Source organism: Porphyrobacter sp. SLTP (assembly GCF_009905735.1).
Classification (GTDB): domain Bacteria; phylum Pseudomonadota; class Alphaproteobacteria; order Sphingomonadales; family Sphingomonadaceae; genus Erythrobacter.
On the sequence record NZ_JAAALE010000022.1, the window covers coordinates 11,884 to 30,913 of the forward strand.

The window sequence follows — 19,030 nt, forward strand, 5'->3', positions numbered from 1 at the left end:
GCCTCGCCATTCCGGCGGGGTGGATGACGGAGACGGACCCATGCAATTCATGCTGATGATCAACGAGGATGAAAGCGCCTATGCGGGCGAGGGCGGCGCGGCGTTGCTGGAGGCGACGCTGGCGGGGCATATGAAGCTGGCCGAGGATCTGGTGGCGGCCGGGGTGCCGTTCTCGGGCGAGCGGCTCAAGCCTGCCGCGATGGCGACCACGATCCGCTGGGACAACGGCGCGGCCACCCTGCATGACGGCCCCTTTGCCGAGACGCATGAGGAACTCGGCGGGTTCTACATCATCGATGTTGCCAGCCTTGATGAGGCGCTCGAATGGGCCAAGCGCATTCCGGTGCCCAAGGGCGCGATCGAGGTGCGCCCGGTCTGGCCGATGCAGGGGTGACGCTTCAGGCCGATCTGGCCCAAGCGATCATGGCGGCGCGGCCCCGTGTGGTGGCCGCGCTCGCCGCCCAGTTGCGCGATCTGGACGCGGCGGAGGAGGCCTTTGCCAATGCCGCCGCGTCCGCCCTCGCGCTGGCCGAGCCGCCGCGCGATGTCGCCGCATGGCTGTTCATCGCGGCCAAGCGCCGCGCGCTCGATGCGATCCGCAAGGCGCGCAGCGAGGCGCGGACCGCGGATGCCTTGGGAGAGGTGAGCGAGATGGCTGACATTCTCGAACTGCCCGAACCCATACCGGACGAGCGGCTGCGCTTGCTGTTCATCTGTTGCCACCCGGCGCTGGGCGCGGAGGTGCGTGCGCCGCTGGCTCTGAAGGTGATCTGCGGCTTGCCGACCCCGGCGATCGCGCGGCTGTTCGTGGTCAGTGAGGCGACGATGTTCCAGCGCATCACCCGCGCCAAGGCCAAGGTGCGCGAAGCGGGGATCGCGTTCGAGCTGCCCCCGCGCAAGGCGTGGCCCGAGCGATTGGGCGCGGTGCTGCTGGCGCTCGAACTGGCGTTCACCGCCGCCTATGCCGATGCGGGCGGAGAATTGTCGGCGGCGATTGAGGAGGATCTTGGCGCGGAGGTGGAGCGGCTGGCGCTGTTGGTCGCCGAACTGCTGCCGCAGGAGCCCGAAGCGCTGGGCCTTGCCGCGCTGGTGCTGCTCGCCCGGTCACGTGCCGGGGCGCGGCTGGATGGCGAAGGGGCGATGGTGCCGCTGTCGCAGCAGGACGCTAGCCTGTGGGACTATGCGCGGATCGCGGCCGCGCGCGGGCTGATGGACCGGGCGGCTGCCTTGGCGCGGTCAGGGCCCTATCAGGTGATGGCCGCGATCCAATTGACCCATGCGCGCCGTGCCTTCGACAGCGGAGTGGATTGGGGCGCCGTGCTGCGCCTTTACGATGTGCTGGTCGCCCTGCGGCCGTCGCCGATGGTGGCGTTGAGCCGCGCGCTGGCGCTGGCGCAGGTCGAGGGTGCTGAAGCTGGGCTGGCAGCGCTCGAAGCGCTCCCCGCCGAGCGGTTGGCCCTCGCGCGGCCGTACCATGTGGCGCGCGCCGATATGCTGGCGCGGGCGGGGCGGGGGGACGAGGCAGTGGCGGCGCTCGATAAGGCGCTCGCGCTCGCGCCGCCAAAGGCCGAGCGGTTGTTCCTTGAGCGGCGGCGCGCAGCGCTTACCTGACGCGCCGCCGCCGCAGCCAGAGGATCGCCCAGTCGCCGCGCTGAAGCCTTGCGGCCATGCGGAACCCGGCGCGGTGCATCGCGCGCTTGACCGCCGCTTCCTGCTCGCCTGCCAGCAGACCCGCAAGCAGCAGGCTCCCCCTCGGCGGGACGGCTTTGGCAAAATCGGGCGCGAGGCTGACCAGCGGCCCGGCGAGGATATTGGCGATCAGCAGATCATAGGGCCCTCGCACCGCGAGCAGCGGATCGTCCATCCCGTCCGCCACGATCATCACCGCCTCACCGGCACCGCCGCCCATTGGGACGGCATTGAGCCGCGCGTTCTCCTCGACCACGCCAACGCACACCGCATCAATATCGGTGAGGGTGCACAGCGCACGCGGCCACAAAGCGAGGGCGGCAAAGCCTAACAGGCCCGTGCCGGTACCGATGTCCGCAACATTGCGGGCGATCACGCCGCTTGCCTTCATGTGGCCCAGCATTTCGAGGCACCCGGCAGTGGTCTTGTGCTGGCCGGTGCCGAAGGCCTGGCTGGCGGGGATCACGAAGTCGATCAGTTCGGGATCGGCGGGGTAATCGGGGGTGTGGACATGGAACCGTCCGGCGCGGATCGGCGGGGCGTTGTGCTGGCTGAGCGTCACCCAGTCTTCGGGGGGAAGTTCTTCGACGGTGATTGTCGGCACCTCGCCATCGAACAGTCCGGCCAGCGCGGCTTTCTCCGACTTGCCCGGCTTGCGCGGATACCAGCCTTCGAGCACCCAATCGTCGGGCTTGTCCTCCGCTTCCTCGCGGCCCGCGATGACGAGCTCGTAATCCCAGTCGTCGATCAGATCATGCGCCAACAGTGCGGCCTGCACGATGGGCTTGGGGGCGTGGGCGGTCAGTTTCCAGGTGGTGGTCATTGCGCCGCCGCTTCTTTGGCGAGACGGCCATCGAGCGCCTTGGTCTTGCTGTCGGCATAGGCCGCGCAGGTCATGCCGCCCACCATCGTCCCGGTCCGCGCCCGGGTGAGCATGTCGCTGGCCGAGGGGTGAGGGGTCAGCAACATGCCGCATTCGAGCGGGCGCAGCCGGGCAATTCCGCGCCGGAACATGGCGACATAATCGGGATGGTCGGTAAAGCGGTAATCATCGGCACTGACCGGCGAGAGACTGTCGGCATAGACGATGGTGACGCAGCCGCCGACGTCGCAGCTTTCCCATTGCCAGCTCATCGCGCCGATGGTGTGGCCGGGGGTAGCGAAGCCGGTCAGCGTGACGCCCCCGAAATTCACATCCTCGCCGTCCGCGACGGCACGGATCGTGCCGGTGACAGGCACCATCGGTGCGTGCAGCCCGGCTTGCGGATCGCGCGGATCGTCCTTGCCGGTGCGGATCACCTCAACCGCGCCTTCACCCACCAGCACGGGTGCGCCGAGCAGGCCTTGTAGCCGCGCAAACCCGCCGACATGGTCGAAGTGTTCGTGGCTCCCCACGATTGCCGTCACGTCGGACAGCTTGACGCCGAGGCTTTCGATATTGGCGGCAATCGCTTCCGAGCCTTTGGCGGTTCCGCTGTCGATCAGCACCGCGCCATCCTCGCCCCGGATCAGCAGCGCGGTGATCCCGCAGGTGCCGACATACCAGGTGTCGCCGTGGATATGAAACGGCTCGGTCGGCTTGTCCCAATCGTCGAAATCCTCGCAGACCTTGCCGAAACGCACCATGGCGTCGGAATGCTGCGCGTCTTCAACCTTGGCAGATGCTTGCGAGGTGGCGGCGGCGATGGTGCACCCGGACAGGGCCAGCGCGGCCGCAGCGAGCATTACAATCTTATCGAACAAAGCTCGCTCCATTGGCGTCGATCACCGCGCCGGTCATGCTCGGCGGTGCATCGAGCGCGCAGAAGGTGATGATGGCAGCGATTTCCTCCGGTGTCGCCACCCGCCCGAGCGGGATGTCCGCCAGCAGCCCCGGCCCACCGCGGCTGGCTAGATAATCGCCCGCCATGCTGGTGTCGGTGAAGCCGGGAGTGACGGCAAAGCTCAGGATGCCGTCCTTGGCATAGGCCCGCGCGATGGTCTTGTGCATCCCGATCATTCCGCTCTTGGCGGCGGCATAGTGCCAGTGCGCAGGGCTGTCCCCGCGATAGGCGGCGCGGCTGGCGACATGGACGAGCCGCCCGGCAAAGCCACGGTCCTGCCAGTGCAGCACCGCAAAGCGCGAAAGCTGCGCGGCGCTGGTCAGGTTGACCCGCAGCGTGTCCTCCCACGCGTCGAGCCATTCGATGTCCGAGCGATCCAGCCGGTTCGCTTCGAACCGCCCGGCATTGTTCACCACCGCGTCAATTTCACCGCCCGCCAGATCAAGTGCCTGATCCCACAGCCCTTGTACGCTGAGCGGATCGCCGAAATCGGCGGCGATGATCGGCGGGGCGCCGGGCGTGGGGGTGACGGGGCGCGAGGCGTGGCCGATCACGGGAACCCCGCGCGATGCTAAAGCGTCCAGTGCTGCCTTGCCGATTCCGCGGCTCGATCCGGTAACTAGCGTGTATCCCATGCACGTCCCTATCCAAAACTTTGCAAGCTGTGTCCACCGCTCCCCGCTTGCCTCATGCGTCAGCGGCGCTAAGTGGAATGGCGAAAATCTAGGGACCGGACGGGATCACCATGAATCAAAGACCGCTTTCTCCCCATTTGCAGGTGTGGCGCTGGGGGCCGCACATGCTGGTATCGATCCTCCACCGCGCAACCGGCGATGGCATGGCGCTGGTGGGGCTCGGCGTGCTGCTGTGGTGGCTCGGCGCGCTCGCGAGTGGGGCCGAGGCCTATGCCACGTTCCAGAGCGCGATGGGCTCGCCGCTCGGGATGCTGGTGCTGGTCGGCCTGTCGTGGGCGTTCTTCACCCACATGATGAGCGGGATGCGCCACTTCGTGCTGGATATCGGGGCGGGCTACGAACTCGATACTAACCGCATGTGGTCGATCGCGTCGCCGATCATCGCTGTCCTTCTCACCGCGGGCTTCTGGGCCCTGATCCTGCTGCGCTGAGGAGCGACGATTATGGGTAACGGAACTTCCATCGGCAAGGTGCGCGGGCTTGGCGCGGCGCATCACGGTCCGCACCACTGGCTGGTGCAGCGCTTCACCGCGATCGGCAATGTGGTGCTGATGAGCTGGCTGCTGGTCAGCCTGATCATGCTGGGCGATTATGGCTACGGCAATGTGGTCAAGTGGCTCTCGCAGCCGCTTTCGGCGACCGCGATGATCCTGCTGGTTTTCAGCCTGTTCTGGCACGCACGCCTCGGCCTGCAAGTGCTGATCGAGGATTACATTCACGACGCCGGCAGCAAGTTCGCTGCGATCTCGGCGCTCAATCTGGCAACAATTGGCGGCGGCGCGTTCGGCATTTTCAGCGTCGCCACGCTCGCATTCGGAGGTAACGCCTGATGGCAACCGCAGCTCCCAAGGGAACGGCAAATGACGTGGGCGGCGCGCATCTGACGGGCGCTTATACGATCGTCGATCACACCTATGACGTGGTCGTGGTGGGCGCGGGCGGTTCGGGCCTGCGCGCAACGATGGGTGCGGCCGAGAGCGGCCTGCGCACGGCGAACATCTCCAAGGTCTTCCCGACCCGCTCGCACACCGTGGCCGCGCAGGGCGGGATCGCCGCCAGCCTCGGCAACAACTCGCCTGACCACTGGACCTGGCACATGTATGACACCGTCAAGGGGTCGGATTGGCTGGGCGATCAGGACGCGATCGAATATCTCGCACGCGAAGCCCCGGCGGCCGTGTACGAACTGGAGCACGCGGGCGTGCCGTTCAGCCGCAACGCCGACGGCACAATTTACCAGCGCCCGTTCGGCGGGCACATGCAGAATATGGGCGCAGGCCCGCCGGTCCAGCGCACCTGCGCTGCGGCCGACCGCACCGGCCACGCCATGCTCCACGCGCTCTATCAGCAGAGCCTGAAGTACGACGCGGACTTCTTCATCGAGTACTTCGCGCTCGACCTCATCATGTCGGAACGCGACGGCGTGAAGCAGTGCGTCGGCGTGATCGCCATGTGCCTCGATGACGGCAAGATTCACCGCTTCCGCGCGCAGAGCGTGGTGCTGGCGACCGGCGGCTATGGCCGCTGCTACTACACCGCCACCAGCGCCCACACCTGCACCGGCGACGGCGGCGGGATGGTGCTGCGTGCTGGCCTGCCCTTGCAGGACATGGAGTTCGTGCAGTTCCACCCGACCGGCATCTACGGCGCGGGCGTGCTGATCACCGAAGGCGCGCGCGGGGAGGGGGGCTATCTCACCAACTCCGAAGGCGAGCGCTTCATGGAGCGTTATGCCCCGTCCGCGAAGGATTTGGCGTCGCGTGACGTGGTGTCGCGTTCGATGGCGCTGGAAATGCGCGAAGGCCGCGGTGTCGGGCCGGATGGCGATCACATCTACCTGCACCTCGATCACATCGATCCCAAGGTGCTGGCCGAGCGCTTGCCGGGCATCACCGAGAGCGGCAAGATTTTTGCGGGCGTCGACCTGACCCGTCAGCCGCTCCCCGTCACCCCGACGGTGCATTACAACATGGGCGGCATTCCGTGTAACTATCACGGGCAGGTCGTGACTTTGGGACCGGATGGCAATCCGGACACCGTCATCCCCGGCCTCTATGCAGTGGGCGAAGCGGCCTGCGTGTCGGTGCACGGGGCGAACCGCCTCGGCTCGAACTCGCTGATCGACCTCGTGGTGTTCGGCCGTGCGACCGGGCATCACCTGCGCGATAACTTGCAGCCCAAGGCCAAGCAGCCCGAGCTTCCGGCGGACAGCGCCGACTTTGCGCTGACGCGGCTCGACCACTTCCGCTATGCGCAGGGCGGCTCGCCCACCGCGCAGATCCGCGCGGAAATGCAGAAGGCGATGCAGAAGCACTGCGCCGTGTTCCGCGATCAGAAGCTGATGGACGAGGGCGTGGCCAAGCTGGCCGAGCAGAACAAGCGGATGGAGGACATCCATGTCACCGACAAGTCGCTGATCTGGAACTCTGATCTGATCGAGACGCTGGAGCTCGACAACCTGATGTCGCAGGCCAATGTCACGATGGCCTCGGCCGCCAACCGCAAGGAAAGCCGCGGCGCCCACGCGCACGAGGACTTCCCCGATCGGAACGATGCCGAGTGGATGAAGCACACCATCGCCTGGTTCGATGGCTGGGGCGGTCGCGGCTCGAACAGCCGGATCGATTACCGTCCGGTGCACGAATACACGCTGACCGACGACATCAAGTACATCGAGCCCAAGGCGCGGGTGTATTGAGGCACGAATGACCTTCGACGAGTTCTGGCTCGCCTATCTGGGGCAACACAGAAAGGCGGGCACGCGCTTGTGCCACTATGTCGGCACCAGCGTGGGACTCGTCGGCGGGATCGGTTTGGCAATCTGGGGTGCCTACCTCGCTGCGGTTGTGGTGGCCGTGACCGGCTACGCACTCGCCCTTGCGGGCCACTTTCTGATCGAAGGCAACAAGCCCTACGCGACAAAACCGCTGTGGGGGTTTTACGCCGACCTCCTGATGCTCAAGAAGTCGCTGACCGGCGAATTGCAGGCCGAACTGCAACGGCTGGAACCGTTCAATGCGCCCGTCATGCAAGCGGATGTTCGGCCCTAGAGCGGCATGACATTGCGCGTCGCGATCATCGGCGGGTACGGCAATTTCGGTGCCCATGTGGCGCGCAGCCTTGCTGGCGATCCTGCGATTCAACTGATCATCGCGGGCCGCAGCCGCGTGAAGGCTGAGGCTTTCGCTGGCGCTCTCAATGCTGCCAATCCGGCCGAGGTGGGGATCTATGACCTCGCCGGACAGCCCGAGGCTTTGGCGGCGCTGCGACCTCACCTCGTCATCAACATGGTCGGGCCTTATAACGGCCAATCCTACGCCGTGGCCGTGGCGGCCATCGCCTGCGGGGCGCATTATTGCGACATTGCCGATGCGCGTGAGTTCGTCACCGGGATCGGGGTGCTCGACGATGCGGCCAAGCGCGCCGGCGTTGCCGTGCTGGCAGGCGCGAGTTCGGTTCCCGCGCTGACGGCGGCCTACTGCGACGAAGCAGCCAAGGCGATGCGCACGATCCGCACCGTCGAATACGGCATCAGCGGCGCGGAGCAATCCAATGCGGGCGCGGGCACGGTGGCGGCGGTGCTCAGCTTCGTGGGCCAGCGCTTCACAACCTTGCAGGGCGGGCGGATGAGCCCGGTCACCGGCTGGAGCGACCTGCGCCGCGTCGACCTCCCCGGCGTCGGCGCGCGCTGGTTCGGCCGCGCCAATGCGCCCGACCTCGATCTGTTTGCGGGCCGCTATCCCGGTCTTCAGGACCATTCCTTCTGGGCGGGCCATGCGATTGCGCCGCTGCATTTCGGCACGGTGCTGATGGGCTGGCTGGCGCGCATCGGGTTGCTGCCCCGGCTCGACCGTTTCGCCCCGCAACTGGTGCGTATCGCGAGCCTGTTCGATGGGCTCGGCACCGGCACCAGCGGCTTCTTCATGACCATCACCGGCGAGGGGGCAGACGGCACGACGCTGACCCGCCGCCACTGGATCATCGCACGCTCGGGCCACGGGCCGTTCATCCCTTGCATCCCGGTGATCCTCATCGCCCGCCAGATGGCTGCTGGCCGCCGCTATGAGCCCGGCGCGCGGCCATGTCTCGGCATCATCAGCCTTGCCGAATACCGCGCCGAATTCGTCCACTTCGACATCGAGGCCACCGACGCATGACCCCCGCGCCCTATAGCTACCGCGACAATCCCGCCGTCCCCGCCTTCGGCGATTCGCGCCCGGTGTTCATCTTCGATCACGTCTGCGTGCTGTGTTCGGGCGGGGTGAGCTTCATCATGAAGCATGACCACAAGGGCACGATTGCCTTTACGCCCGCACAAGGAGAGCTGGGTTCGGCGCTGTGCCAGCACTTCGGGATCGATTGGGACGAAAGCTACGTCTTCATCCGCAACGGCCGCGCCTTCATCAAAAGCACCGGCTATTTCGAGGTCGCCCGCGCGCTGGGCGGGTGGTGGCGGCTGGGGCTGGTGTTCCAGATCATCCCGCGGCCCTTGCGCGACTGGGCCTATGACATGATCGCCCGCAACCGTTACCGCTGGTTCGGCAAGACCGCCGAAGCCTGCGCGCTGCTGACGCCGGAGCAACGCGCGCGGCTGCTGTGAAAGTGCCAGCTTGACCCGCGCCCTGCGGACGGGCAGCTTGCTCCCAGATGAACAGGGGCACGATCATCGCAGGGGTGCTGGCGGCGTTGCTCGCAGGTCCGGCGCTATCCCAGCCCGCAGCTGCCGACTCCAACCAGCCGCCGCCACACACCTTGCCCTATCCCGATCTCGGCAGTGGCAAGGATCGGGCCGAGCGGCGCAAGTCCTATGATCTCAGCCCCGAACTTCAACGCGGAGTCTCCGCCGCCGCAATCCGCGCGCAGCAGCGCCGGTTGGATGCCGCGCTGGCAGCGCTTCCCGCCCAGCGGCCGGGGGTGCCTGACGCCTACGTCGTCACCATCGCGCTCGACAGCGACCCGGTGTTCGCGCGGGAGGCGCGGGAGGCCGCGCGGGTGCTCGGCGCACGCTATGGGGCAGGGGGACGCACGCTGACGCTCGCCGGGCCGGACGGGACACGCGACGATGCCCCGCACGGCTCGATCACCGCGCTGCTGCTGACGCTGGCGCATCTCGGCACTGTGATGGACGGGGCCGAGGATGTGCTGGTGCTTTACACCACCAGCCACGGCATGGATCTGGGGCTAGCCTACCACTACGGCGACAGCGGCTACGGCGTGCTGTCCCCGGTCAAGCTCAAGAGCGCGCTGGAGGAGGCGGGGATCACGCGGCGGGTGCTGATCCTCTCGGCCTGCTATTCGGGTGTGTTCGTGCCGGTGCTCGCCAGCCCGGACACCGCAATCCTGACGGCAGCGGCAAGCACGCGCACCTCATTCGGCTGCGTCGCCGAGAATGACTGGACCTTCTTCGGCGACGCGCTGATCAACCGTGCGCTGCGCCAGCCGGTCGCATTGGAAGAGGCGGCGAAGATGGCGACCCGTTCGGTCGCCGAGTGGGAAGCCAAGGCGCGCTTTCTCGCCTCATTGCCGCAAGTCAGCATCGGGGCCGGGGCCAAGATGTGGCTGCCGGGGATCGAGGCGCAGATGCCCCGCATCGCCAGCGCGCCAGTGGGACGGCCCGCTTTCGCTGAGTAGTATTTGTTTCTGGACGCTTCTTAGCGGGCTTGACCGCGTGCCGTGCTAATGTATCCAGTGGATACATTGTCAATGACAAGCAGGATTCGCCCATGACCCCGTTTGATGCCCTCAAGGCCCAGCTGTCTGCCGTCGTCCCCTTTGCGGCCTATGTCGGTGTGGAGATCACCGACATCGGCGAAGGTACGGCGACGACCGTCCTCACCCAGTCGCAAAATACCAGCAACCATATCGCCACCATGCATGCAGGCGCGCTGTTCACGCTGGCCGAGGCGGCTTCCGGCGCGGCGATGGCGGGAATGTTCCTTGAACGGCTCGCCAGCTTGCGCCCGGTGGCAGCGAGTTCGACCATCGATTACGTCAAGCCCGCGCGCGGGGCGATCACCGCCTATGCCGAGGTCGATGGTGCCAAGTCCGCGCTGCTCGCCGCGCTCGAAAGCGAGGGCAAGGTGCGCTTTCCGATCACCGTCCGCATGGAGGATGCCAATGGCCGCGAGGTCGCGCGCATGACCGTGGACTGGCACGTTGCAGCGCTGGCCCGCGCGGCCTGATGGCGCCTCGCGATGCCTATCACCACGGCGATCTGGCCGCTGCTGCGGTGGACGAGGCGCTGCGGTTGATCGATGCCGATGCCAGCGCCAGCTTCTCGCTGCGGGCGCTGGCAGAGCGGCTCGGTGTCGCACACCGGGCGCTCTATAACCACTTTGCCGACCGCGAGGCGCTGCTGGCAGGTGTGGCGGCACGCGGGTTCGATCTGCTGGCAGATGCGCTGCTGCTGGCGCCCGATGCCCCCCGCTTCCTCGCCGCCTATGTCCGTTTCGCGCTTGCACGCCCGGGCCTCTATGACGTGATGATGGGGCGGCGGCATACGGCGATCAACGGCGATCCGGGCTTGCGGGCGGCGGTCGACCGGGTGATCGGCGCGGCGGTGAAGGCGCTCGCAACCCCCGGCGCGGATGATGAGACTCAGCGGCGCGAGGTTATGCGCATCTGGATGATCGCCCACGGCGGGATCGGTCTCCACCGAACGCGGATGCTTCGCCTGCGCAGCTACGCTGAATTTGCTGAGGAAATCCTGCGCATCGCCGGGTTTCCTGTCCCCGATACCGATTTTGCACCGGAGCCCAGCTGATGACGATGAACCCTGCCGATGCCATGCCGTTCTCCAAGCTGATGGGCGTGCGGGTCACCGCCGCCTCGGCCGAGGAGGTCGAAGGCGAGATTATCGTGCGCGAGGACCTCTGCACCGCTGGGGGGATCATGCATGGCGGGGCGATCATGGCGTTTGCCGATGCTCTCGGCGCCGTGGGTGCGGTGGCGAGCCTGCCGGACGGGGCGGGCGGAACCACCACGATTGAGAGCAAGACCAACTTCCTTGGCGCCGCGTCGGTTGGCAGCATGGTCAAGGGCCGCAGCGTGCCGCTCAAGACCGGGCGGCGGATGTCGGTGTGGCAGACGATGATCGAAACGGCGGAGGGCAAGCCAGTGGCCGTCGTGATCCAGACCCAGCTGGTGCTTTAAGGCGCCGTCCGCCGCGCCGAAATGATGCGAACCGGCTCGGCCAGCATCTGGCCCTTCATCACCCCTTCGCCCGCTGCTGCGTCGCGCGGAGCGACCTGGGCGGCGGCGACCACTTCCATGCCCGCGGTGACATGGCCGAACACGGCAAAACCGTCCCGCCAGCTCGGATCGCTTGCCTTGGGATCGGCGTCGAAGCCGGTCTGATCCTCGATCATGATGAAGAAGTCGCCATCGGCCGTGCCGGCACCAGCGCTCGCCATCGCCAGCGCGCCGTGGACATGGCTGAGGCCGGTTGTGCTGGTCGGCTCGTGGATGATCGGGGGCAGGATACGCTGGGGATCGCCGCGCGTGCCGCCTTGCAGAATGCCGGACGGCTCGCGCTCACCGGGCAGGTTCATCGCGCGGTAGAAGGTTGCGCCGTCAAAGCGCCCTTCCTCGACATAGCGCAGGAAATTGCCAGCGGTCACCGGTGCGCGTTCGGTTTCGAGCGCTATGGTGATGGGGCCGAGGTTGGTTTCCAGGACCACGCTCACGCTCGCCGCCTCGGGGAAGGGACGGGTGGCGGGCCGGGCGGTCAAGCTTCCGGCGAAGTCTGCCGGGGTCAGCGCCGCCGCGCCGCCGGGCGGGGGCTTCACCTCGAACTTCATCAGCAGCGTGCGCTGGCAGCCGGGCTTGGGCTCGGGATCGCAATTGCGGAAATTGTCGTCAGAGGCGAGGTAGAGGAACGTCTTGCCCGGCGCCTCGCGCACGGCCAGCCCTTCGAAATTGTCGAGCTTCAGCGGCGGGGCGAGTACGGCCAGCGTCCGGGTGCTGCCATCTGCCGCCAGTTCGACAATCGCGGCGCGGTTGCCCTCGCTTTCGCTGTAGCTGCGAAACAGCACGTAACAGATGCCGCTGGCCTTGCAGGCCGCATCGGTCGGCACGCCGCCGACTTCGGCGATCCCTGCGGGCGCGGCGAGGTGGAAGGGGGCCGCGCCCGCTTCGGTGATGCGCAGGCAATTGGGGCGCGCCGGGTCGGCCCATTCCCCGCAGGCGAGCAGCCCGCCGGGATAGGCGGCGAGCGTCTCGATCCCGGCATTGGCCTCGGCCCCGGCGATCAGCGCGGCGGCGCGGGTTTCCTCGCCGGTCGCAGGCGCGGTGATGTCGGCATAGCGCCAGATGCGGTGCTCCTGTTCGAACGCGACCAGCCATTCGCCCGAGGGCAGGCGGGTGATCGCTTCGGCATCGCCGCGCGTCTTCGATCCGAGCGCCTTGCCCTTGGCATCGCGCAGCGAATCGATGCGGAGCGCCGTCACATCCACCAGCCGCACGCCCAGGTCCTCAGGGGTCAGAATGATCCAGCGGCCATCGTCGGTGACGGCGTAAAGCGCCCCATCGTCCCACGCGAGGCTGGAAATGCCGCCGATGTTCCCGGCATCGGGCGCGATGGCAATCCCGCCGCGAAAGATGAGCTCGCCCACTTCGGTCGCACCGCCCTCGTCCGACAATTCGGCCGAGCTGGTGACCGGCAGGAACGGTTCAGTCGCCCACGCCGGATGTGCAACGGCGAGTGTGGCGAAAGCCAGCAGGGGGGTGAGCGCGCGCGTCCATGTCATTCGTCCGGGTGTATCGCCGCTTCAACGAAGCGCAACCCGGTCCGGCACCTGTTCAGCCACGCGAAAGATTTACAAATGTAATCGCTATGACTACAGGTGTAATCACAAACCGAGGGAGACCCCCTGTGACCCCGTCCGACGACGCTCTAGGCGAACGCATCACCGAAGCCGAACATGCGGTGATGGAAGTCCTGTGGGACCGCCCGCGGCAGACCGCCGCCGATGTGTGCGAGGAGGTTTGCACCGCGCGGGGCTGGAGCCTCGCCACGGTGAAGACGCTGCTCTCGCGCCTCGTCCAGAAGGGCGCGCTGGCGGCTGAACCGGACGGCCGCCGCTTCCTCTACACCCCGACCATCGCCCGCGAGGCCTATGTCGGGGGCGAGTCGCGGCGGCTGGTTGACCGCCTGTTCGGTGGCAGCGCCGCCTCGCTGGTGGCGCATCTGGCCGAGACCGAAGCCCTGACCGAGGATGACCTCGCCGAGATCGAGGCACTGCTGAAGGAGCTGCGGCCATGACCGGGATGTTGCTGCACACGCTGGCGTGGACCGGCGTCTTGATCGCGCTGGTGCTGATGCTGCGGCGCTCGGTCACCAAGCATTTCGGCCCCGAGGCGGCTTACGCTCTGTGGCTGATTCCGGCGGCCCGTCTGGTGCTGCCGCCGGTCACGCTTCCCGCCTGGATGGCACCCAAGGTAGCCGAGCCAGCGTCAGCCGCGCCTGTAGAATTGCTCGCCGAAGCACCGTCGCCTGCTGATCCGATGATCTGGGAGGCCGCGGTTCAGGCCCCTCCCGGTGCCGTGCCTGCGCCGCTGACCGTGCCGATGGAAGCCGCGCCGCAACCGGCCGGGTTCGATCTCTTCGCCACGCTCGCCGACCTGCCGATCATCGAAGGCTTGCTGCTGATCTGGCTCGCCGGGGCAGGGGTGACGCTGTGGCGGCGCTTTGCCGCTTACTTCGAGCTGCGCGACATCTTGCTGGCCGAGGGCCGCGAGGTTGGCCGGGCGCATGGCCTGCTTGGCAAGGTTCGGCTGATCGAGACCCCCGCAACCACCGCTCCGCTGGCGATGGGCGTGTTCGATCCGGTGATCGCGCTGCCCCCCGGCTTCATGGCGCTGCATGACCGCCCGGCGCGCGATCTCGCGCTGGCGCATGAACTCGCGCACCACCGCGGCGGGGACTTGCTGGTCAATGTGCTGATCCAGCCGCTGTTCGCGCTGCACTGGTTCAATCCGCTCGGCCGCTATGGCTGGCTCGCCCTGCGCCGCGATCAGGAGGCTGCCTGCGATGCGCGGGTCATGGCCCGCCGCTCGGCCCAGGAACGCGCCGCCTATGCTGCGCTGATCGCCCGCTTCGCCGCCTTGCCCGGCGCCACCCACAACGCCGCCCTGACCGCGCCGATGGCCTGCCCGGTGCTCGGCGAGAAATCGATCATTCACCGCTTAAGGAGTCTTGCCATGTCCGACCTGTCCCCTCGCCGCCGTCTGGCTGGCCGTGCGCTCCTTGGCGCCGGGCTGCTGGCTTTGCCGCTGACCGCCTCGATCAGCTATGCCGCGACCGAAGCCGTGCTCGAAGCGCCCGAGGCGCCGGAGCCCCCCGCACCGCCTGCACCGCCCGAAGCCCCCGAGCCTCCGACGCCGCCCGAGGCGCCCGAACCGCCGACGGTGATCATGATGGGCGGCGATGGTGCCAGCGAAACCGAAGTGACCGAGCATGTCTGGCGCGATGATGAGGGCAAGGAGCGCCGGATGAAGATGGTGTTCCGCGGCGGGCCTGACCGTGAAGCGCTCGCCCGCGAACTCGAAGCCGCGGAGGGTTTCGACAAGGCCAGCCGCGACGCCATGTTTGCCGCGCTTGAAGAAGGCCTCGCCGAAGCCGACCGGGTTCGCGCTGAATTGCCCCAGATTATCGCCGAGGCCATGGCGTCAGCCGATGCAGCGAACGCCGCCGCCGGTCAGCAGCGCGTCATCGTCAAGCGCGAATGCCAGCCGGGCAATGACGAGGTGAGCGAAACCACCAACAAGGATGGCGTGCAGGTCATCTCGATCTGTCACAAGCGCATCTTCGCGTCGGCCCGCAAGGGTCTCGAGGAAGCCCGCGCTGAAATCGCCAGCGACAAGGACATCCCCGAAGACACCCGCAAGCAGTTGCTCCGCACGCTTGACCGGCAGATCAACCGCTGGGCGGAAACGGAAGGCTGAGCCGCTGGGGCGGCGGCGGTTACTTCCCCGCCGCCTTGGTCCGGGCCGGATAGGCGCAGCCCTTGCCCTGACCCAGACCCTTGAGGAAGGCGCGTCGCGCCATCCCCGCAGTGAAGGCAGCACGCAGGGCGCGGTCATTGCTGGCCGCGCCCGTCACTTCGCGCAGGATGCCGCGGAACGGGATCACCGAGCCGACGATGCTCTGGCCGATCCGGCCTTCGCTCAGACGGTCCTTCCCGTCATCCTCGGCGATGTCGTAATCGGCGCCCAGTTCCATATCCAGCGCGGCGATTTCGGTGACGAGGTCATTGCAGCGCCCTCTGCCCGGCACCGCATAGGGATTGCGCACGGCGGCTTGCAGGATTTCGGGAATGTCGCGCGCGTCGATGTTGAGATCGCGCAAGGGGGTCTTGGCGACTTCGGTGGCATCGGGCTCGGGCATGGACTGCGCGTGGGCCGTGCCTCCGGCCAGGCCAGCGAGACAGGTGAGAGCAGCGAGCGCGGTAAAGGGGAGGGGGCGCTTCATGTCAGGTTCCTTCAAAGAAAACGTTGCAGGCGGAATCATTCGTGCTGTCGAGCCCCAGCCTGAGCGCGGTCATGCGCTGGCGGCTGGTGCCGTGGGTGAAGTTCTCCGGATTAATGCTCTGTCCGGCATTGCGCATTAACGTATCATCGCCAATCGCGCTGGCGGCCTTCAAACCTTCCTCCAGATCGCCCGGCTCGATGAGGTCGCGGTTCTTGCCGGCCCACATTCCCGCATAGCAATCGGCCTGCAACTCCATCGCCACTTGCAGGCGATTGGCCGCCGAAGGATTGCGCTGCTGTTCGCGCCGCACCTGATTGGCAAGGCCGGTGATGTTCTGGAGATGGTGGCCATATTCATGCGCGATGACATAAAGTCGCGCAAAATCGCCACCGGTGCCCGACATCTGGGCCAGTTGGTCATAGAAGCCGGTGTCGATATAGATACCCTTGTCCGCCGGGCAGTAGAACGGCCCCGCCGCCGATGTCGCGCCACCGCAACCTTCGGTCCGCACCGCGCCGCTGCGATAGAGGTTCAGGAACGGCTGTTCGAACGGCATCCCGGCCCGCTGGAAGCTTGCCTGCCACGTCGCATCAAGGCTGGTGAGGGCGTTGCAAGCCTCGGTCGCATAGGCGCTGCTGGTGCAAATCTCGTCTGCGGTCATATCCGCGCCGCTGCCGGAGCCGCCACTGCCCGCAGGCGCGCCCTGCTGCTGGACGCTTTCGACCATGCCGATGGTTTGCATCGGGTCGAGCCCGAACACCACCGCACCGATCAGCGCGATCACCAGCGTCCCGCAGCCCACGCCGCCCGCGCGGCCCATGCCGCCGCCCCCGCCGCCGTCATTGCTGGAGCGGACATTGATTTTTGATGTGTCAAATGGGCCTAATCGCATGGGAAATCCTTCTGCTTCGGCGCTCGCTTCAGCAATTTGCTGGACAGCCGCCAACCGCACGGCAAAAGCGAACACCAATAGGCCGAACGTGCAGGAGATGCGGCGAATGCTCAAGAACCGGCGTGCTCTCGTCACCGGATCCACCTCGGGGATCGGTCTCGCGATTGCGCGCGCGCTAGCGGCCGAAGGGGCCGAGGTGATTCTCAACGGGCTGGGCGATCCGGCTGAAATCGCCACGCTTTGCGAGGAATTGGGCGCCAGCTACAACGGCGCGAACCTGATGGACCCGCAGGCGATTGCGGGGATGATGGCGGCGATCGGGCCGGTGGATATCCTCGTCAACAATGCCGGAATGCAGCACGTCTCGCCGGTCGAGGATTTCCCGCCCGAAAAGTGGGACGCGATCATCGCGTTGAACCTGACAGCGGCGTTCCACACCACGCGCCTCGCAGTGCCGGGGATGAAGGCGAACGGCTGGGGGCGGATCATCAACACCGCCAGCGCCCATTCGCTCGCCGCCTCGCCGTTCAAGAGCGCCTATGTCGCGGCCAAGCATGGGTTGGCAGGTTTTACCAAGACCATCGCGCTAGAACTGGCGACCTGCGGCGTCACCGCCAATTGCATTTCGCCCGGCTATGTCTGGACCCCGCTGGTGGAAAACCAGATCCCTGACACCATGGCCGCGCGCGGGATGACGCGCGAGCAGGTGATGAACGACGTGCTGCTCGCCAAGCAGCCGACCAAGAGCTTCGTCCTGCCCGAAGATGTCGCCGCGCTCGCGGTGTTCCTGTGCGGCGATGCGGCGCGCAACATCACCGGCGCGAACTACACCATCGACGGGGGTTGGACCGCCGAATGAGCCTCATGCGCGCCCGGCTGCTGGTCACTTTGCTGGCGAGCCTGTGGCTGGCCGCCTGTACCCCCACGCCGATCAAGGCCGTGCCGGACGCGGCGCAGAGCGACATTGCTGCACGCCTGCAAGCGGATATCGACATGCTCGCCAGCGACCAGTTTGGCGGGCGCAAGCCGGGCACCGCAGGCGGCAAGGCCACTTACGAATATATCGAGCGGCGGATGGGCGAGGTCGGACTGGTGTCGGGCACCAATGATCCCGGCTCCTACTGGCGCCTGCCGGTCGACCTGGTCGAGGCTGTGCCGCAGACCGGGCAGCTGACATTGGGGGTCGGGCGCAGGGCGGTGACTCTCACCGAAGCCGAAGCAGCGGTCTACACCCCACGCCGCCGCGCGCTGGCTGCGGGCGGGCCGGGGACGGGCGTGCCGGTGGTGTTCGTGGGCTATGGCGATGGCTCGGTGCTGGGGGATGCGCTGGCCGGGGCCGCCGCCCTGATGCTCGCCGATCCGGGCCGCGACAGCGCGCGGCGCGAGGCCTTGTTCCGCCAGCGCGCTACGGCGGTGGTGACGGTCGTGCCCGATACCGCAGCGCTCGCCGAAGTGCGCCGCAAGGAAGAACGCGGGCGGGTGGAACTCGCCAGCGAGCAGATGGATACGCTCTCGGCCTATATAACCGATGCCGCGATTGGCCGGGCGGTGGGAGAAAAGCGCTGGGAGCTGTGGAAACGCGAAGCCAAGCAGGCGGACTTCGCTCCGCTCGAACTCAATATGGCGGTGACGATCGAGGCAACATCGGATCGCCGCGAGTTTCCCAGTCAGAACATCATAGGGATGATCCCCGGCACCATCCCCGGATCGGGTGCGGTGCTGCTGCTGGGGCATTGGGACCATCTGGGCGAATGCGGCCCGCCCGAAGCGGCTGACCGGATCTGCAATGGCGCGGCCGACAATGCCAGCGGGATTGCGATGATGCTGGAACTGGCGCGGCGGCTGAAGGCCGGTCCGCCGCTGGGCCGCGATATCTATGTCCTTGCCACCAGTGCGGAAGAAGCCGGGTTGCTGGGCGCGCGCGCTTTCGTGAAGACGCCGCCGCTGCCGCTGTCGAGCATTGTCGCTGCGTTCAATTTCGACATGATGGCGGTCGCGCCCGAGGGCAGTCCTGTGGGCATCATCGGTCGCGGCCACACCCCGGCGCTCGATGCCGCAATCCTCGACATGCTGGCTCGCAAGGGGCGTCTGCTCGGCGACCAGAGCCTTGCTGACAGCTTCCTCCAGCGCCAGGACGGCTGGACGCTGCATCAGGCGGGCGTGCCCAGCGTGCTGGTGTCGAGCACCTATGGCAGCCGCGCGATCCTCGATCCGTTTCTCCTCAGCCGCTATCACCGGCCTGATGATGAAGCGGCCCAAATCGAGTTGGGCGGGGCGATCGAAGACCTGCTGCTGCACGAGGAGCTGATCCGCCAGTTGGCCGACCCAGCGCGCTATCCGCCAGCCGCCGCCCCGCAGCCCTAGCGCAATCGGGCAAGTGCGGTTACATGGGCCGCCACGATTCTCCGGCGCATCAAAGGTGCGAGGGGAACCTCCTCTCGGTCATCAGAAAGTGGCGCTC

Annotated in this window: 22 protein-coding genes; 16 read left to right on the forward strand and 6 right to left on the reverse strand. The window is 67.1% G+C overall.

Going from position 1 to position 19,030, the window contains the following annotated elements; genetic code table 11:
* Nucleotides 1–40: 40 nt before the first annotated feature.
* Together GVM20_RS14630 and GVM20_RS14635 are read left to right on the forward strand one after the other, a co-directional pair.
* Nucleotides 41–394: a YciI family protein gene (locus GVM20_RS14630; RefSeq protein WP_166547928.1), complete on the forward strand. Its 354-nt coding sequence runs from the start codon at nucleotides 41–43 to the stop codon at nucleotides 392–394.
* Complete coding sequence (locus GVM20_RS14635) at nucleotides 325–1,611, forward strand: RNA polymerase sigma factor (protein ID WP_234032040.1); 1,287 nt, start codon at nucleotides 325–327, stop codon at nucleotides 1,609–1,611. Before GVM20_RS14630 ends, GVM20_RS14635 begins: the two co-directional genes overlap by 70 nt.
* On the opposite strand, the gene GVM20_RS14640 is transcribed toward GVM20_RS14635, so the two are convergent.
* From GVM20_RS14640 to GVM20_RS14650, 3 genes are read right to left on the reverse strand one after another with little or no spacing between them, the layout of a single operon-like run.
* On the reverse strand, nucleotides 1,604–2,512 hold the full coding sequence (locus GVM20_RS14640; protein ID WP_166547929.1) for a 50S ribosomal protein L11 methyltransferase: 909 nt from the start codon (nucleotides 2,510–2,512) through the stop codon (nucleotides 1,604–1,606). The genes GVM20_RS14635 and GVM20_RS14640 overlap by 8 nt on opposite strands.
* Nucleotides 2,509–3,432 carry a subclass B3 metallo-beta-lactamase gene (gene bla, locus GVM20_RS14645; RefSeq protein ID WP_166547930.1) on the reverse strand — a complete coding sequence of 308 codons (924 nt, stop codon included), beginning with the start codon at nucleotides 3,430–3,432 and terminating at the stop codon, nucleotides 2,509–2,511. Before bla ends, GVM20_RS14640 begins: the two co-directional genes overlap by 4 nt.
* On the reverse strand, nucleotides 3,422–4,147 hold the full coding sequence (locus GVM20_RS14650; RefSeq protein WP_166547931.1) for an SDR family NAD(P)-dependent oxidoreductase: 726 nt from the start codon (nucleotides 4,145–4,147) through the stop codon (nucleotides 3,422–3,424). Before GVM20_RS14650 ends, bla begins: the two co-directional genes overlap by 11 nt.
* Nucleotides 4,148–4,257: 110 nt before the next feature.
* Here GVM20_RS14650 and sdhC point away from each other — a divergent pair, with 110 nt between their 5' ends.
* The 10 genes from sdhC (at nucleotide 4,258) to GVM20_RS14700 (ending at nucleotide 11,359) form a co-directional block, all read left to right on the forward strand.
* Entirely contained in the window at nucleotides 4,258–4,638 is a 381-nt protein-coding gene (sdhC, locus tag GVM20_RS14655; RefSeq protein WP_166547932.1) for a succinate dehydrogenase, cytochrome b556 subunit, read from the forward strand.
* A 12-nt stretch (nucleotides 4,639–4,650) separates the two neighbouring features.
* A complete protein-coding gene (gene sdhD, locus GVM20_RS14660) occupies nucleotides 4,651–5,037 on the forward strand; it encodes a succinate dehydrogenase, hydrophobic membrane anchor protein (protein ID WP_166547933.1) in 387 nt (128 codons plus the stop codon).
* Entirely contained in the window at nucleotides 5,037–6,905 is a 1,869-nt protein-coding gene (gene sdhA, locus GVM20_RS14665) for a succinate dehydrogenase flavoprotein subunit (RefSeq protein ID WP_166547934.1), read from the forward strand. Before sdhD ends, sdhA begins: the two co-directional genes overlap by 1 nt.
* A 7-nt stretch (nucleotides 6,906–6,912) precedes the next feature.
* Nucleotides 6,913–7,257 carry a DUF962 domain-containing protein gene (locus GVM20_RS14670; protein ID WP_166547935.1) on the forward strand — a complete coding sequence of 115 codons (345 nt, stop codon included), beginning with the start codon at nucleotides 6,913–6,915 and terminating at the stop codon, nucleotides 7,255–7,257.
* Nucleotides 7,258–7,263: 6 nt separating this feature from the next.
* On the forward strand, nucleotides 7,264–8,364 hold the full coding sequence (locus tag GVM20_RS14675) for a saccharopine dehydrogenase family protein (protein WP_166547936.1): 1,101 nt from the start codon (nucleotides 7,264–7,266) through the stop codon (nucleotides 8,362–8,364).
* Nucleotides 8,361–8,807 (forward strand): thiol-disulfide oxidoreductase DCC family protein, encoded by a 447-nt coding sequence (locus GVM20_RS14680; RefSeq protein WP_166547937.1) that lies wholly within the window; start codon nucleotides 8,361–8,363, stop codon nucleotides 8,805–8,807. Before GVM20_RS14675 ends, GVM20_RS14680 begins: the two co-directional genes overlap by 4 nt.
* A 47-nt stretch (nucleotides 8,808–8,854) precedes the next feature.
* Entirely contained in the window at nucleotides 8,855–9,838 is a 984-nt protein-coding gene (locus GVM20_RS14685) for a C13 family peptidase (RefSeq protein WP_166547938.1), read from the forward strand.
* Between the two features lie 92 nt (nucleotides 9,839–9,930).
* A complete protein-coding gene (locus tag GVM20_RS14690) occupies nucleotides 9,931–10,389 on the forward strand; it encodes a YiiD C-terminal domain-containing protein (protein ID WP_166547939.1) in 459 nt (152 codons plus the stop codon).
* Nucleotides 10,389–10,970, forward strand: coding sequence for a TetR/AcrR family transcriptional regulator (locus tag GVM20_RS14695; RefSeq protein WP_166547940.1), 582 nt, complete (start codon nucleotides 10,389–10,391; stop codon nucleotides 10,968–10,970). Before GVM20_RS14690 ends, GVM20_RS14695 begins: the two co-directional genes overlap by 1 nt.
* On the forward strand, nucleotides 10,970–11,359 hold the full coding sequence (locus tag GVM20_RS14700) for a PaaI family thioesterase (protein WP_166547941.1): 390 nt from the start codon (nucleotides 10,970–10,972) through the stop codon (nucleotides 11,357–11,359). Before GVM20_RS14695 ends, GVM20_RS14700 begins: the two co-directional genes overlap by 1 nt.
* On the opposite strand, the gene GVM20_RS14705 is transcribed toward GVM20_RS14700, so the two are convergent.
* The gene (locus tag GVM20_RS14705) at nucleotides 11,356–12,954 is read right to left on the reverse strand and encodes an esterase-like activity of phytase family protein (RefSeq protein ID WP_166547942.1); all 1,599 of its coding nucleotides are present in this window, start codon (nucleotides 12,952–12,954) and stop codon (nucleotides 11,356–11,358) included. The two genes, GVM20_RS14700 and GVM20_RS14705, sit on opposite strands and share 4 nt — an antisense overlap.
* 125 nt (nucleotides 12,955–13,079) lie before the next feature.
* Here GVM20_RS14705 and GVM20_RS14710 point away from each other — a divergent pair, with 125 nt between their 5' ends.
* On the forward strand, nucleotides 13,080–13,469 hold the full coding sequence (locus GVM20_RS14710) for a BlaI/MecI/CopY family transcriptional regulator (RefSeq protein ID WP_301749301.1): 390 nt from the start codon (nucleotides 13,080–13,082) through the stop codon (nucleotides 13,467–13,469).
* Entirely contained in the window at nucleotides 13,466–15,151 is a 1,686-nt protein-coding gene (locus GVM20_RS14715) for a M56 family metallopeptidase (protein ID WP_166547943.1), read from the forward strand. Before GVM20_RS14710 ends, GVM20_RS14715 begins: the two co-directional genes overlap by 4 nt.
* 19 nt (nucleotides 15,152–15,170) lie before the next feature.
* Here the strand turns inward: GVM20_RS14715 and GVM20_RS14720 are convergent, their stop codons facing one another.
* Together GVM20_RS14720 and ypfJ are read right to left on the reverse strand one after the other, a co-directional pair.
* A complete protein-coding gene (locus tag GVM20_RS14720) occupies nucleotides 15,171–15,677 on the reverse strand; it encodes a hypothetical protein (protein WP_166547944.1) in 507 nt (168 codons plus the stop codon).
* 1 nt (nucleotide 15,678) lies between these two features.
* The gene (gene ypfJ / locus GVM20_RS14725) at nucleotides 15,679–16,569 is read right to left on the reverse strand and encodes a KPN_02809 family neutral zinc metallopeptidase (RefSeq protein WP_166547945.1); all 891 of its coding nucleotides are present in this window, start codon (nucleotides 16,567–16,569) and stop codon (nucleotides 15,679–15,681) included.
* A gap of 106 nt (nucleotides 16,570–16,675) precedes the next feature.
* On the opposite strand from ypfJ, the gene GVM20_RS14730 reads away from it, so the two are divergent.
* Entirely contained in the window at nucleotides 16,676–17,428 is a 753-nt protein-coding gene (locus GVM20_RS14730; RefSeq protein WP_166547946.1) for a 3-hydroxybutyrate dehydrogenase, read from the forward strand.
* A complete protein-coding gene (locus tag GVM20_RS14735) occupies nucleotides 17,425–18,933 on the forward strand; it encodes a M20/M25/M40 family metallo-hydrolase (protein ID WP_166547947.1) in 1,509 nt (502 codons plus the stop codon). Before GVM20_RS14730 ends, GVM20_RS14735 begins: the two co-directional genes overlap by 4 nt.
* Nucleotides 18,934–19,030: the final 97 nt, after the last annotated feature.